The organism is Butyrivibrio sp. INlla18, from assembly GCF_900103635.1.
Taxonomy (GTDB): Bacteria; Bacillota; Clostridia; order Lachnospirales; family Lachnospiraceae; genus Butyrivibrio.
In genome coordinates, this window is record NZ_FMXK01000003.1 from 133744 (window position 1) to 148774 (window position 15031).

Annotated in this window: 13 protein-coding genes; 11 read left to right on the forward strand and 2 right to left on the reverse strand. The window is 38.3% G+C overall.

All coding sequences use genetic code 11. The features are described 5' to 3' along the window. Positions 1–16 precede the first annotated feature (16 nt). Positions 17–796 carry a MerR family transcriptional regulator gene (locus BLS24_RS00655; protein ID WP_091755192.1) on the forward strand — a complete coding sequence of 260 codons (780 nt, stop codon included), beginning with the start codon at positions 17–19 and terminating at the stop codon, positions 794–796. Positions 797–813: 17 nt separating this feature from the next. Here BLS24_RS00655 and BLS24_RS00660 read toward each other — a convergent pair whose 3' ends face one another. Then, complete coding sequence (locus BLS24_RS00660) at positions 814–2802, reverse strand: methyl-accepting chemotaxis protein (protein ID WP_242872195.1); 1989 nt, start codon at positions 2800–2802, stop codon at positions 814–816. A 250-nt stretch (positions 2803–3052) separates the two neighbouring features. Between BLS24_RS00660 and BLS24_RS00665 the strand changes: the two genes are divergently transcribed. After that, a complete protein-coding gene (locus BLS24_RS00665; protein ID WP_091755194.1) occupies positions 3053–3958 on the forward strand; it encodes a LysR family transcriptional regulator in 906 nt (301 codons plus the stop codon). A 90-nt stretch (positions 3959–4048) separates the two neighbouring features. Continuing rightward, positions 4049–5164, forward strand: a complete 1116-nt coding sequence (locus BLS24_RS00670; protein WP_091755195.1) for a 5-methyltetrahydropteroyltriglutamate--homocysteine S-methyltransferase — start codon at positions 4049–4051, stop codon at positions 5162–5164. Positions 5165–5202: 38 nt separating this feature from the next. Here the strand turns inward: BLS24_RS00670 and BLS24_RS00675 are convergent, their stop codons facing one another. Continuing rightward, positions 5203–5988 carry a transposase gene (locus tag BLS24_RS00675; RefSeq protein ID WP_091755196.1) on the reverse strand — a complete coding sequence of 262 codons (786 nt, stop codon included), beginning with the start codon at positions 5986–5988 and terminating at the stop codon, positions 5203–5205. Positions 5989–6134: 146 nt separating this feature from the next. Between BLS24_RS00675 and BLS24_RS00680 the strand changes: the two genes are divergently transcribed. From BLS24_RS00680 to BLS24_RS00715, 8 genes are all read left to right on the forward strand, one after another. Further along, positions 6135–6869, forward strand: coding sequence for an AlkZ-related protein (locus BLS24_RS00680; protein WP_091755197.1), 735 nt, complete (start codon positions 6135–6137; stop codon positions 6867–6869). 87 nt (positions 6870–6956) lie between these two features. After that, entirely contained in the window at positions 6957–7454 is a 498-nt protein-coding gene (locus tag BLS24_RS00685) for a hypothetical protein (RefSeq protein ID WP_091755198.1), read from the forward strand. A 242-nt stretch (positions 7455–7696) separates the two neighbouring features. Next, complete coding sequence (locus BLS24_RS00690; RefSeq protein ID WP_176764291.1) at positions 7697–9196, forward strand: ABC transporter substrate-binding protein; 1500 nt, start codon at positions 7697–7699, stop codon at positions 9194–9196. Between the two features lie 87 nt (positions 9197–9283). Further along, entirely contained in the window at positions 9284–10207 is a 924-nt protein-coding gene (locus BLS24_RS00695; protein WP_091755200.1) for an ABC transporter permease, read from the forward strand. A gap of 13 nt (positions 10208–10220) precedes the next feature. Beyond that, positions 10221–11105, forward strand: coding sequence for a carbohydrate ABC transporter permease (locus BLS24_RS00700; RefSeq protein ID WP_091755201.1), 885 nt, complete (start codon positions 10221–10223; stop codon positions 11103–11105). Between the two features lie 19 nt (positions 11106–11124). Then, a complete protein-coding gene (locus BLS24_RS00705) occupies positions 11125–12474 on the forward strand; it encodes a carboxylesterase/lipase family protein (RefSeq protein WP_091755202.1) in 1350 nt (449 codons plus the stop codon). A gap of 29 nt (positions 12475–12503) precedes the next feature. Beyond that, a complete protein-coding gene (locus BLS24_RS00710; protein ID WP_176764292.1) occupies positions 12504–13265 on the forward strand; it encodes a response regulator transcription factor in 762 nt (253 codons plus the stop codon). Positions 13266–13277: 12 nt separating this feature from the next. Beyond that, positions 13278–14996: a sensor histidine kinase gene (locus BLS24_RS00715; protein WP_091755204.1), complete on the forward strand. Its 1719-nt coding sequence runs from the start codon at positions 13278–13280 to the stop codon at positions 14994–14996. Positions 14997–15031: the final 35 nt, after the last annotated feature.

Consider the following 15031-nt stretch of genomic DNA (forward strand, 5'->3'; position numbering starts at 1 on the left):
AGTTAAGAGGTTTAATATGATAAATACAAAATACTCCACTAAAAACATGTGCCAGATCTTTGGCATTACCAGAGAAACTCTAAGACACTATGAGCGTCTTGGATTATTAAATCCGCGCTTCAATCCGGATAATGGGTATAGGGAGTATAGCTATTGGGATGTAAGTTCCCTTATAGACATCTTGAAATACAGATCACTTGGGTTTTCCCTATCTGATACCAAAGATGCTATTTTTGAATTAACCTATCCTCAGATTAAAGAAAGCCTTGAGGACCACATAGAAATATATTCTAACAAATTAATACAATATGACTTATTGCTAAAAAAGGCAACAAGAGATTTAAGTTATTTTCGTCATGCACAGGAACAACTTGGAGAGATCATCGAAGCAGAAACAGAAGAGCTCTTCTATGTTCCTTATACCACTAATCCTAAAAATCCAGATTATATGCCTATGCAGAAGGCTTTTGAGAACCTTCAGTTTTTTACAACAGGCCTTGTGATCAACGGTGAAAATCATGATCTTGACTGCTACGTTCTCATAACTGAAAAGCAGTATTCTGATTTCCTGAAACTTCACGATGGAGTAGTAATACCAAAGTTTAAAGCTGTCTGCCAGATGATCGACATAGTAGGTAGAAATCCTATAGATGAAACCATAGTAGATGACTTTAGGGAAAAGATATCCAAAAAGTATTCTAGGAACTTTGATACCATCTATGCTCTTTTAGTGACTAGATTTTATGACGAAGAAAAGAGGTATCATCAATACTTTTTTGTCTTTACAAAGCTTTAATGATACCTCGGGTCTTATTATTTAAAGAATGCTATCTCTTCGTTAAGCTTTTCTGCAATCTCTTTTAAGCTTGTTGCTGAATCTGCAAGTGTTGTAACTGTAGCTGAAAGCTCCTCTACAGAAGCACCTGTAGTTTCTGTAGCTGCTGCATTCTCCTCAGATATAGCTGAAAGAGAAGACATTGAGTGAGAAACGTTCTTGTTTGATGTTACGCAAGTATCAGTCTCACCAGAGATTCTCTCTACGCTAGTTACAGTCTTTTCGATGTCTCCGATCATTCCGTTAACTGAATCGATAGTCTTAGCAAGTGCAAACTGCTGATTCTTGTTGTCTTCGATGATCTCGTTGGCAGCCTTAACTGCTGACTGTGACTCTGTTAAAAGAGTCTCCATAACTTCGTGAATCTGCTTAGCAAGTGACTCTGAATCGTCAGCAAGCTTTCTGATCTCTTCAGCAACTACGGCAAATCCCTTACCTGCATCCCCGGCTCTTGCAGCCTCGATAGAAGCGTTAAGTGAAAGAAGGTTTGTCTGAGCTGCGATTCCAGAGATACCCTCAACACGCTCGTTGATCTCTGCAACAGCACTCTGAGTTGCTGTAATCTTTTCTGCAATATCCTCGATCTTAGTAGCCATAACAGCACTTGAATCGTGGAAGTTTGTAAGAGAGTCACTTGATGACTCTGAAGCTTCTTTCATGCGTTTTGCAAGGTCGTTAAGGTCGTTTGTTGAGCTCTGAACGCCTTCGATAGCTACTGTGATCTGGCCAGCATTCTCTACTGAATCCTGTACCTCTTTTGCCTGCTCAGAAGCACCAGTTGCGATCTCCTGAACTGCCTCTGCTACATTCTCAGTAGTTGCAGCAATCTGATTAGCCATTACTGAAAGCTCCTCAGAAGAGTTGTTAACTGTGTTAGATGACTCTTTGATGTTACCAACGATTCTCTTAAGCTTCTCAACAACAGAGTTTGAGTTATTGATCATCTGACCAAACTCATCTGCACGCTTTGTGTACTTATCTATAGTAATAAACTCACCGTTTGCAAGTGCTGATAATAAGCCATTTACCTCAAGAAGTGGGTTAGTAAAGCTGTTTGCTACAAAAAGTGAAAGAACAAGAACAATGATAACGAGGAAAAGACCTACGATAACGATGAGCATGGCACCATTTCTTGCCTCAGCCACAACTTCTGTCTCTGCCTTACCTGCGCATACTGTATATCCTGAAGCTTCGTTCTTTACATAGCTTACATAAACAGGGTAGCCCTTAGCTGTACTTATATAGAAACCTGTTCTTTCGTTTGATGTCATATATGGTGAAGAAGCAAAGTTTTGAGGCTCATCATCTGCTGCGATCTCAAACTGTGAGTGAGCAACCATTGTAGCTTCCTGGTCTACAAGGAAAGCTTCGTCAGCTTCTGCAGCAAGAAGAGTGTGGATCTCATTTGGATCAAAAGTTTTGTGAACTACACCAAGAACAGTCTTTTTATCTGTATCAAAAACAGGAACTGCGATACAGATGTTTCTTGAATTTGTAACTGAGCTTACGAATATTGATGAAATGAATGTCTTACCCTGAACAGCATTCTGGAAATAGTCTCTCTCTGCGATGCTCTTTAATGCGCCGTCATCAGAACGCAGTACCATCATACCCTGAGTATTTGACATTACGATAGTGTTGTCATCACCAAAAGACTCGTTGATTGAGATCATCTGATTCTTTACAACAGATGAATCTGTGAGCTCGCCCTTAAGGAAAGCGATAGTCTGTGGAGATGAAGCAAAACTTGTAAGCGCTGTCTGGCTCTTTGTAAACATCTTGTCAATCTCAGACTCGATATATTTTGCCTGCCAGTCGAGATTTCTCTTTGCATTCTCTTTGGCATTGTTTGTTGAACTTACATAACTGATCATTACTGCGATCGTTAATGGTATTATTGCTATTAAAAGCATGATAGCAATAAGCTTAGTCTTAACACTATTAGTTGAAAACTTCCTTTTCTTCATTAAAAAAATCCTTTCTAACATCCATGTTTCTTTTTCAATAGTTTTTAAACGCATGCTCGTCTGTTATAAACCCGGTGGTAGCCACCAGGTCAACAACTTCTTTATTTCACTTTTGTGGCAGAATCTAGTATTATTATTTCAATGGGTGAGCCCTAGGGACGGAGGTTGGAGCTAAGTGAGCTCTAACCTCCGTCCCCAGGGCTCACTTAGCTCCAACCTCCGTCCCTAGGGCTCAAAAGGAGAGACAGGAATGACATTACAGCAACTTACATATTTAGTTACAGTGGCAGATTGTGGGAATATTACTGGCGCTGCAGAAAAGCTCTTTATATCACAGCCAAGTCTTAGCGCAGCCATACAGAACCTTGAAAAAGAGATGGGCGTTAAGGCTTTTGTGCGCTCAAATAAAGGCGTTGTAGTCACAAGGGAAGGAGAAGAGCTTCTTTCTTTTGCCAGAATGCTTCTTGAACAAGCAGATAATATGAAGGAACATTTCGGAGTTGATAACGTCAGGACGCCCAAGTTTTCTGTATCATGTCAGCATTATTCTTTTGCTGTTAATGCCTTTGTTGACCTTATTAAAAAATACGACGCTGATCAGTACAGCTTCATAATAAGAGAGACTCAGACCGGCGAGATCATCGATGATGTAGCTAGCGGCAAGAGTGAAGTGGGAGTCATATATCTTTCTAAAAATAATGAAGATATTTTAAGTAAATTAATTAAGAAGAGTGGGCTTGTATTTGAAGAACTAAAAGTTGCAAAGCCCCACGTATTTATCAGTAATAAGCACCCTCTTTCAGGAAAAGAGCTGGTAACTTTTGATGATCTTAAGCCTTATCCGTATCTTGTTTTTGAACAGGGGGAAAAGAACTCTTTTTATTACGCAGAAGAACTTGTGAGCATGCTTGATTTCCCAAAGAGCATACAGGTCAGGGATAGAGCGACTCTTTTTAACCTGGTGATTGGACTTAACGGATTTACTGTTAGTAGCGGTGTGATAGATCAGAAATTAAACGGAAAGGCCATAATCGCAAGGCCTCTTCAGATGGACGCTGAGATGAGGATTGGCATTGTTACCAAGAAGAACATGATATTAAGTAGATATGGTGAAACATATGTTGAAGCTTTGAAAAAACATTTGTCTATAGGTTAAAACTATGGAGATATAAGGATTAAATGTATTATATTTCCAAAAAGGCTGTTGATAGAATATCCTAAAAAGTTTTGTTTGGAGGATATTCACATGGGAAAGATCAGTACACCACAGAGATTTGATTTCGTTGGGAGTTTTTTAAGACCACAGCCTCTTAAAGATGCTAAGGTTGCCTATAAAAATGGAATGATCAGCAAGGAGCAGTATGATCTTGTTGTAGAAGATGAAATCAGAAAAGTTGTTGCCAAGCAGAAGGAACTTGGCTTTCACGTAATCACAGATGGAGAGTTTAGAAGGAGCTTTTGGCATCTTGATTTCATGTGGGGATTTGAGGGCGTTGAGCACAAAGAAACAGGAAACGGCGTTCAGTTTAATGGAGAGCTTGCAGTTCTTGATGACACCTATCTTGTAGGTAAGATCAAGGCAAAGGCCCATCCTTTTGTTGAATATTATAAGTTCCTTAAGCAGTTTGAGGATGAGAATACAGTTGCTAAGTATACAATTCCTGCACCAGCTCAGACATTCCAGCAGATGATCGTTCCTGCAAACTATGACAAGACCAGAAAGTTTTATGCTACAAATAAAGAGCTCATTCATGATATCGGCGTAGCTTATCAGGATGTTATTAAGCAGTTCTATGAGGCAGGATGTCGCAATCTTCAGTTTGATGATTGTACTTGGGGAGCTATTGTTGGTGATGCTGCCAAGCAGCGTTATCAGGCTCTTGGAATTGATATTGAAGAAGTTAAGGCTCAGCTTCTTGAGGTAAATAATCTTGCTCTTGAAGGTAAGCCTTCAGATATGGTAATTACTTCTCACATCTGCAGAGGCAATTACCATTCTACATATTTTACAAGTGGTCCTTACGATACAGTTGCGGACTACGTATTTGCCAAGGAAAATGTAGATGCTCTTTTCCTTGAATATGACGATGAGAGATCTGGCGGATTCGCTCCGCTTCACAAAGTGTCCGATGACAAGAAGGTTGTCCTTGGACTTATAACTACCAAGTCACCTAAGCTCGAGGACAAAAAGGCTGTCATTGAAAGAATCCATGAAGCAGCCCAGTATGTGCCTCTTGAGAGACTATGCCTTAGCCCACAGTGCGGCTTTGCATCCTGCGAAATTGGCAACAAGCTCACTGAAGAAGAGCAGTGGGCTAAGCTTAAGCTCGTAAAGGAAATCGCTGACGAAGTGTGGGGATGAGTGCCACCGAAATGAGCCCTAGGGACGGAGGTTAGGGCTCATTTTTTTCCGTTCCAGCTAGTGATTCTTTTTACGGTTGCTTGAGAAATGTCCATTATTCGTGAAACTTGTTTTACTGTGAGCCCTTTATCCCGGAGAAGCCGAATATAGACATTTCTTTCTAGCTTATTTAGTTTGTTAACGTCTGATGTAGAAGACAGATTAGTGACATCTTTAAAGATGTCTAAAGCTTTTTTATCAGAGACGAAGCATTTTTTCTTTTCATCGATATCATCAAATAGATAGCTGCTAGATGAGATATTTTCATTAGCAAAAAATTTGTGTAGAGAATCCTTTGAACCAGCAACATTACATGCAAAAGATGTGTTGGTCAAAGGATTTTTTGCATCATAATAGGCGTTGAAGCTACTCCATCTATATTCGGATGGATGTCGACAGACGTTTGCATTAACAGGATTGTTGTGGATATAGGCGAGCACAGAAAGGAAATATTGATCACTTTCTATTATTGTGCTGTAGAAACGGTCCTGAAATAAATGACCGCTACGTGAATATTTTTTGTTGTACCAGATGGCAAATCTTGTGCCTAGACTTTGAAAGAAAACTGATAATTTGTCCGGTTGTGAATAAAGTAGTAGGTGTACATGATTGTCCATTAAGCAATAGGCATATATATCGATATTATATTTCTCTTTGCAATCTGATAAAATATAGATAAATTTGCGATAATCAGATTCATCTTCGAAAATGATATGCTGATTAACAGAACGAAGTATAACATGATATATGCCAGTGGAACTCATGATTCGTGGTTTTCTTGGCATATAATTCTCCTATGAACATAAGATTGAAAAAGTATTTAATTAAGCTTTTTGAATTATATATGGAACAAAAAAGAAATGCAATATGAATTTGAAAAATGAGCCCCAACCTCCGTCCCTAGGGCTCATTTTCGAAAAGAGGAAAATCTATGCCAAATGAAAATGGAACGTGGATAATGTATGGAGTAGCGTGGGAAGATCCGGAATGCCTGCATACAGTGGATGATGCAATTGCATATATTAATAAAGTGGGGTTCCTGCCACTTTTTAAAAATGATATTCCTGGCTTTTCACTTGAAGAAAGAACTGTACCTGAGTACTGGTGGTGCGGTGATCCTAAGGTTGATCCATGGGAGTGGAGAGAAATAATAGCTAGTCGCGGTGAAATCGCATATGGCAAATTTTTTGATAAAAAAGCTGGATTCATATCAAAAGAATGGCTTCCCTACTTTGTAAATTATAGAAGAGATGGCTATGATTTTGATGCACTTTGGGAAGATGGCAAAGCATCCATGAGACAAAAGAAGATCATGGACTTATTTGCAGAAGAGCATATTGATGAAGAGATTTATTCAAATGAGATGAAAATACAAGCTGGCTTTGGTAAGGGCGGGGAAAAAGGCTTTGATGGCGTTCTCACAAACTTGCAGATGCAGACTTATCTGTGTGTTCGAGACTTCCGCCAGCGTAGAAACAAGAAAGGCGAAGCCTATGGCTGGCCAGTAGCGGTGTACTGTACACCGGAGCATTTGTGGGGATATGAATATGTGACTTCAGCGTATAAAGAAGCACCAAAGGAGTCAGCAAAGAGGATAGAGGGGCACGTTAAGGAAGTATATCCGATAGCAACAAGTAAGCAGATCAAAAAAGTGCTTTCTATATGAAATGAGCCCTAGGGACGGAGGTTTAGGCTCACTATTGCAAAAAATGAGCCTAAACCTCCGTCCCTAGGGCTCAAAAGGAGTAAAGCTATGACACGAGAAGAGGCTAAAAGAATATATCTTAAAAACGGTTGCTCAGCATTTTTCTTGGCGCGAGGAGAAGATAGATACGAAGAGTTTAGAGAAATGCATATTCCGAAGGAAAAGCTTGAAGAGTGGGCAGCAGAGTATCTAAAAGACTGTATAGACAAAATATCAATTAAGGAAACAAGAGATAACTATTCTTCTGCAAATTTAGTCATAGCTGAGCATCATAGTAGAGGCAATCTAAAGGCATTTATCGATATGCTTCAGAAACTTAAGTTTGGCGATGAAATAACACCATATGCCACATGCTACAGCATATTAGGAATGCGAAATCTAAAAGTTAATTGTGGAATTCTAGATTATGCCAAGGAATCCAAGGATGAAGAACTCTATAGATCTTTACTGAAATTCACTAGAACACTTGTAGAAAAAATACAGGTAGAGGATGATAAAAAGCAAGCGGTTGACGAGATGAAGGAACTGCTCAGCTACTACAAATGAGCTCTAACCTCCGTCCCTAGAGCTCATTCGTCCCTAGGGCTCATTGATTTGAATATAAGTGTAGAACAGCCCCATAAGTGTAAATTTGGGGCTGTTATTTATTTTTGTGGTATTTTTAGTTTTATGAAAATAAAATAAGCAGATCATTAGGTACTGAAAATATAAATAGAGGTTTTATTATTGATATAAAAACGTACTCTGTTTGACTAGAATTAGATTATCAAATAGGAGGGAGAATGGTAATGAGAAAAAAAATCTTATCACTAATTTTATCTACAGCTATGGCGGTATCTGTACTTACAGCATGCGGTTCATCATCTACAGGAACTGTAGAAGAAAATGCACCATCGGACAATAGTGACGAATCTTCTGAGGCACCTAAGGAGATTGAGAAAATTAAAGTATTTGTTCCAACTGGTGGAAAGGCAGATGACATTGAAGAAGTAATGGCAGCTGTAAATGAGATTACAATTCCGGAGATTGGTGTTGAAGTTGAGTTTAAGGCTTATGAGTTTGGACAGTGGTTCCAACAGTACTCGCTATTTCTCAGCGGAACGGAAGACGTCGACATTCTTGCAAACTACGGGGGCTATCTTAATGCGGTTTCACAGGGGGCAGCTTATGACATGACAGATCTGATCCAGGAATATGGTCAAGACATAATTGCAAGAGAAGGCGATTACTTGAAGAGTGGAGAAATTGATGGACATCAGTACGCCATTCCTATCTACGCAGGTTATTCATGGACAATGGGCATGATCTATAGAAAAGACATTGTGGATGAACTTGGACTTACAGAAGCTGCAGAGAAAGCTACAAAGCTTGAGGACTGGGAACCAATCCTTGCTGCAGTTAAGAAAGCTTATCCTGACATGACGCCTTATGTTTTGAACAATGGAACTACAGCTTCTAACTTCAAATATGGCACATGGGATGACCTTGGAAACTTTTACGGAGTCCTTATGGATCCAATAAAAGACAAAGAGGTGAAAGATGTTTTTGAGACAGATGAATATGCTCATCTTTGCGAAGTAATGCATGATTGGTATCAGAAGGGGTATTGTGATAAAGACATCCAGACTCAGACGGATTCATTTACTGTATTAACCAAAAATGACGCGGCATTTTGTACTTTAGGTCAGGCTGATTTCAACACAGCATTTTATCAGTCAACAACATGCAACAAGCCAATGGGAGTGACACTTTTTGATGACCAGATTGCAAGAACTTATAACAATGTCTGCTACACAATAATGTCAAACACCGAGCACCCTGAAGCTGCTATGAAATTTATGAACCTTTGGATGTCCAACGAGAAAGTTGGAACCCTGATCAGTTATGGTATTGAGGGTAAGCATTATGTTCTTGATGAAAATGGTATGGGTAAATACCCTGATGGCGTAGATGCAACATCAACAACCTATCATCTAGGTTCAAATCTTTCTAATATCAATCGTATTCTTTGGGAAACAGAAAACCCCGAGTATCCGGAGCTTCTTGTAGAACATAACACAAACGATAAGAAATCCATTGCACTCGGATTTTCATTTGACACAACAAATGTAACTAATGAGATTACTCAGCTTGATAATGTTTGCAGTAAATATCAGGCTGGACTTGAGACTGGTACTCTTGATCCTGAGCAGTATCTTCCAGAGTTTGTGCAGGCACTTAAGGATGCAGGACTTGAAAAAGTGATCGCTGAAAAGCAGGCACAGCTAGATGCGTTTCTTGCAGAGTAATTATGTTGTATAAATAAATGCTAATTAGAAGATGCGGTGCTAGGGCTAAAAAACTTTGCACCGCGTCTTTTTTCGAGAGGTAATGAAATGTCAAAGACTAATGCTTTTGTAAAAATCAAGAAATATTTTCCTTTTTACCTTATGGCACTTCCAGGGATAATATACTTTTTTATTAATAGCTATATACCGATGGGTGGGCTGATTCTTGCTTTTGAAAAATATACCGTAAAGGGAGGTATATTTAGGAGCCCTAAGGTGGGGTTATCAAATTTTAAATTTTTGTTTTCTAGTGCAGATGCCTGGCTCATGACTAGAAATACAATTGCTTACAACTTAGTGTTCATCGTACTTGGAACAGTCGTAGCAATAGTAGTTGCATATCTGTTGCATGAGCTTAAAGGAAATCTTCCAAGAAAAATCTATCAGACAATTATTCTTTTCCCAAGTTTATTATCAATAATCATTGTTTCATATCTTGTCAACGCGGTTCTTGCAGGTGATACAGGTTTTATCAACAATTATATACTGATTCCTTTAGGAATTGATCCTATATCATTTTATAGTGAGCCAAAGTTCTGGCCTTTTATATTAATATTTGTACATTTATGGCAGATGACAGGAACAAGCTGTATCCTTTATTTGGCAAACATGTCAGCGATAGATTCTGGATTATATGAGGCGGCCAGCCTTGATGGAGCAAGTCGATGGCATGCTTTTATTAATATAACTATTCCATGCCTCGTTCCAACTATCATAACGCTTACAATTCTTGCTGTAGGAAAGATCTTTAATTCCGACTTTGGTCTCTTTTATCAGGTACCGATGAATAGTGGTGCATTGATCGATGTGACTCAGACAATCGATACATATGTATACAGAGGATTGATGAATACAGCGAATTTGGGCATGAGCGCAGCTGCTTGCTTCTATCAGTCTGTAGTGGGCTTTATTCTGGTCATGATTACTAACCATCTGGTAAAAAAGCTTAGCAAAGAGAACGCAATGTTTTAAGGGGGATCTAAAAATGGTAAAAAATGATAGAGGATTTCAGATCCTTGCTCATGTTCTTTTGATTTTGATGGGGGTATTGGTTGTCTTTCCGATATTACTCCTAGTTATGGCATCAATTTCAGCTGAATCTGACATTATAAAATATGGATATTCGTTGTTTCCAAAGCATATTGATTTTACATCCTATAATTTTATTTTCTCTGAAGGAAGCATTTATCACGCGTATTTGATAACAGTTATAGTTACTGTGATTGGAACTGTAGCAAGTGTTATTGTCACAACAATGATTTCGTATACGCTTACAGTTCCTGGGCTTCCGGGAAAACAGATTCTTAGTTTCTATGTTTTGTTTACAATGCTTTTTAGTGGAGGACTTGTTCCAAGCTATATGAGCTGGTGCAATCTCTTTCACATCAAAAATACGATCTGGGCGTTGCTATTTCCTTTTATTTTTGTCAGCGCATTTCATATCATGATAACAAGAACATATTTCCAAAATAATATTCCGCAGGAAATTTTGGAAAGTGCAAGAATGGATGGATTATCTGAATTTGGTATTTTCTTTAGAATGGTGCTTCCTCTTAGTAAACCGATAATCGCAACAATTGGTTTTATGAAAGCATTGATGTACTGGAATGATTGGAAGAATAGTCTCTATTTTGTTACGGATAAACAGTATGTAAGTGTTCAGGCACTTCTTAATAATATGCTTACTAATGTTCAGTATCTTTCCCAGTCTATGGATGCTTCGTTGGGAGCGACTGATATGGTTAATATACCTACATTGGGGATTCGTATGGCTATTGCTGTAGTAGGAATGCTTCCTATGATCGTGTTGTATCCTTTCTTCCAGAAATATTATATGGAAGGACTTACTGTAGGTGCTGTTAAGGGATGATGAATAAGGAGTAGTAGAAATGCTGGTTAATACCAAATATGGAAAAATCGAAGGAATAACAGAAGGTGAATGCCTTGTCTTTAAAGGCGTTCCATTTGCTCAGCCTCCCATTGGAGAAAACAGATTTAAAAAGCCACTTCCGTTAAAGCCTTGGGAGGGAATTTACAAAGCAGATAAGTATTCTGCACATGCTATGCAGGGGCCAAAAAGAGGCGGCTTTTACGATAAAGAGTTTTATTCAGATCCAAGATTCGACACACCAGAAAGCGAGGATTGTCTATATCTAAATATTTGGATTCCCAAAGGTAGATGTAAGACAGGAGAGAACTTGCCAGTTGCTGTATATGTGCATGGTGGAGCATTTTTAGGTGGCGCAGGGTCAAATCTTCCCTTTGTGTGCAGTAGAATATGTGAAAGGGGAATCATAATTGTAACAATCAATTATCGCCTTGGTGCACTAGGATTTCTCTGTCATCCATTGATAAGAGCGGAAGGAGAGAATGCTGCTGGAGGCAATTTTGGATTATGGGATCAGCTTGAAGCCTTTAAATGGGTAAAAGAGAATATAAGAGAATTTGGTGGAGACTCTTCCAATATTACGGTATTTGGACAGTCAGCTGGAGCTATGAGCCTGCAGGCTTTGGCTCTGACAGAGCAGATGCAGGGGCTCTGTAACAAGATGATCCTTCAAAGTGGTGGAGGGTACAAGAATCCTCTTGGGAAACTTAGGACGATAAAAGAGGCACAGGAAATAGGTGAACTATTTTTTGAGGAGTTGGAAATTGATACTAAGAGATGTATGACTGATAAGTCCTATGAAAAAAATGCTCTTAAAAAGCTGTATACTATACCTGAAGATTTATTGATGATGAAAGTAGGAAAAGTTATTGGGAGAAGTTTTAATGAAAAGAAATGTATGCCTTTTGTACCAGTAATTGACGGAGAATTATTTAAGGAAAGCATGGATATGCTTATGGATAAAGGAAAACAGCTAAAGATTCCTTATATCCTAGGGTGTAACGGAGATGATCTGACCACTGAAGCAATCTCAGAAAAAGCACCGGAAAATAATCCAATGCATCTCGCTAACATAGAATATGCCAAAAGAACTGGCGGATATGTTTATTATTTTGACCGAAAGTTACCTGGGGATGAAGCTGGAGCATTTCATTCTGCTGAACTATGGTATGTATTTGGAAGTTTAGATTACTGTTGGCGACCTTTCGAAAAGAGTGATTATGAACTTTCTGATAAAATAATAACTTATTGGACAAATTTCATGAAAAGTGGAAATCCAAATGAGCCTTATGGTGGCGAGGACGTTTGGGAAGAATGTGGGAAGACCGGTAACTATATTACATTTAAGTGATGCATTGATCGTGTATGGTTGAGGAATGGATGAGAAAGTTTAATTTTTTACTTACTGATGATGAAGAAATGGCTCTTCTGGGACTTGAAGAGGGAGTAGATTGGGAGAAACTAAACGCTGATAAGATATTCAAATGTCACAGCAAAGATACTGCTATTAGGATGCTGAAGACTTATGATATCGATATTATTATAACGGATATTGAAATGCCAGGTGGGAATGGGATTGAGCTTATCAGGTGGGTTCATGACAATAAACCTGATATAAAATCAGTGTTCTATACAGGGCATGCCGAATTTGTGTATGCTCAGGAGGCATTGAGGCTTGGGGTAGAAGATTATCTACTTAAGCCAGTACCTTATGATGAACTCGAGAACATAATTGAAAAGATAGAGAATAGGATTCTTCTTGAAGATAAACAGATTGTTTTTTCTGAATTGGTAGATGACAGCTTATGTGAATCGTCGGATAGAATTGTAGATCGTGTAAAAAAACTTATAGCGGATAATCTTTCTATTGGAAGCTTACAAAGAGATGAGCTGGCAGCTATGGTACATGTGAGTTCGGGGTATCTAGGTAGGATATTTAAGAAAGAAACAGGATTTGCAATCAGTGACTATATTGTTAAGAAAAGAGTTTCAGTGGCAAAGCAGCTTCTTTCAAAAACTTCTCTTTCTATTACAGATGTCTCTAGTAGGGTGGGCTTTTCATACTCATCTTATTTCACAAAGACATTTAAAGAACAAACGGGGATGACTCCCCAGGAATATAGGCAAAAAAATAAATTATAACTGGAGGTAGTGGTGAAAAAGACTGCACTGCAAAAATGGCTAAAAAGGTATTGGGAATTGACGGCGCTTTTTTTTGCTGTGCTTTTTTTATTTCTTCATGTCTCTCTTGTGAGGAGTATTACACATAGAACTGAAGAAAATATAAGAAATAGTATATCGGTTTCTTCAAAAGAAATTGAAAAATCCCTACAGATGGTAGATGGTTTTGTAAATGAAGGTTTGTATAACAATACAACTCAGCAAGCATCCCATCTTTATTATGAGCTGAAAAATGAGACTGATCCACTGTCTTTAATGAGTGCAAGAACTTCCGTACTTAACTCGCTTCAAAGCATTGTCACATGGTCACCGATGATAGATTATATTTTGCTTTATACGGACAGACAGGATGACTTCAAATGGCTGGAGACTGGTAGCGGAGACAGTATCCTGGTAAGAGACCGTATTATGACCAGTTGGACTGACAGCTTTGAAAAAGGTGATAGTAACAGCATTCGTAGGTATATGATATGGCATGACAGTGAAGGAAACCAGATGCTTAGAGTTCTTAAGGTCAGTGGCAGCTATCTGATCGTGGGAGTTTCAAGAAAAGAAATATTATCGACTCTAAAGGCAGCATCATTTAATGACAAGAGCATAGTATTTGCTGCGGATAAGGATGGAAACCTTATATTTTCTTCACAACCTGTTGAATGTGCTTTAGTCCCCGACAATGAAGGAAAATACATAACAATAAATGGAAGTAATTATCTGCAGACTGGTTATTTTTCTGATCAAAGTGGTTATTACTTTGGAACATTGACTAAGCAAACGGAAATATTAAAGGATACTTTTTCTTTTGATATTATCTTTGCTTTTGTTTCTCTCATAATCATTGGCCTTACGCCAATATCGATGGTACTTATCAGGAAAAATATCGAAGAACCCATAGAAAAGATTGCAGACACAATGAACATAATTTCTGAGGGCGATTTGGATGTACAGGTGGATGATGAATTCAAGATAAAAGAACTTGATGTTTTGGTACAGTCATTTAATCAAATGATAAGTAAGATAGGGGCATTAAAGATTGAAAAATACGAAATGGAAATTGAAGTTCAAAAAGCTACGATGCAGTATCTACAACAACAGACAAAGCCTCACTTTTTTGCTAATGTCTTGAATATCATATATTCGTTAGCAGAAAGAAAGGATTATGAAACGATTCAAAGAATGTCCAAGGCTATAGTCAACTATTCTAGGTATATGTTCAAGGATACAAGGGAACTTGTTGAGTTGGAAAAAGAGCTTGAGCATCTAAATTACTATATGGAGATTCAGGAGATAAGGTATATGAAGCAGATAGCTGTTACTTTGGATATACCAGAGAATCTTAAGAGCTGTCTCGTTCCGCCATTTATAATCCTTACATTTGTTGAGAACAGTGTGAAGTATGCCTTTTCTACTCAAAAAAGTTGCCAAATTTTTGTAACTGGCTACGCTGATGACAAAAAAGAATATTTAACACTAACGATAAAGGATAATGGGGCAGGCTATCCGGAAAGAATACTAAATAGTTCTTTTGATGAGCTCTCTGAAAATGGACACGTGGGGCTCAATAATATAAAACAGAGGCTTAAGATTATCTTTGATGACAAAGCTTGCGTAGAGATGAAAAATGATGGCGGAGCGGTTACCAATATAAAGATTCCGTGCATTGTGATTGAGGATAGCTTTGAGGATGACTTTTAAACTAGACAAATATTATAGGCATCCTAAAGGAGGAG

Coding starts and splice junctions, on each gene's coding strand:
- BLS24_RS00690 (WP_176764291.1), top strand. CDS start 7,697: ATGAGAAAAAAAATCTTATCACTAATTTTATCTACAGCTATGGCGGTA.
- BLS24_RS00655 (WP_091755192.1), top strand. CDS start 17: ATGATAAATACAAAATACTCCACTAAAAACATGTGCCAGATCTTTGGC.
- BLS24_RS00685 (WP_091755198.1), top strand. CDS start 6,957: ATGACACGAGAAGAGGCTAAAAGAATATATCTTAAAAACGGTTGCTCA.
- BLS24_RS00680 (WP_091755197.1), top strand. CDS start 6,135: ATGCCAAATGAAAATGGAACGTGGATAATGTATGGAGTAGCGTGGGAA.
- BLS24_RS00670 (WP_091755195.1), top strand. CDS start 4,049: ATGGGAAAGATCAGTACACCACAGAGATTTGATTTCGTTGGGAGTTTT.
- BLS24_RS00665 (WP_091755194.1), top strand. CDS start 3,053: ATGACATTACAGCAACTTACATATTTAGTTACAGTGGCAGATTGTGGG.
- BLS24_RS00660 (WP_242872195.1), bottom strand. CDS start 2,802: ATGAAGAAAAGGAAGTTTTCAACTAATAGTGTTAAGACTAAGCTTATT.
- BLS24_RS00695 (WP_091755200.1), top strand. CDS start 9,284: ATGTCAAAGACTAATGCTTTTGTAAAAATCAAGAAATATTTTCCTTTT.
- BLS24_RS00705 (WP_091755202.1), top strand. CDS start 11,125: ATGCTGGTTAATACCAAATATGGAAAAATCGAAGGAATAACAGAAGGT.
- BLS24_RS00675 (WP_091755196.1), bottom strand. CDS start 5,988: ATGCCAAGAAAACCACGAATCATGAGTTCCACTGGCATATATCATGTT.
- BLS24_RS00710 (WP_176764292.1), top strand. CDS start 12,504: ATGAGAAAGTTTAATTTTTTACTTACTGATGATGAAGAAATGGCTCTT.
- BLS24_RS00700 (WP_091755201.1), top strand. CDS start 10,221: ATGGTAAAAAATGATAGAGGATTTCAGATCCTTGCTCATGTTCTTTTG.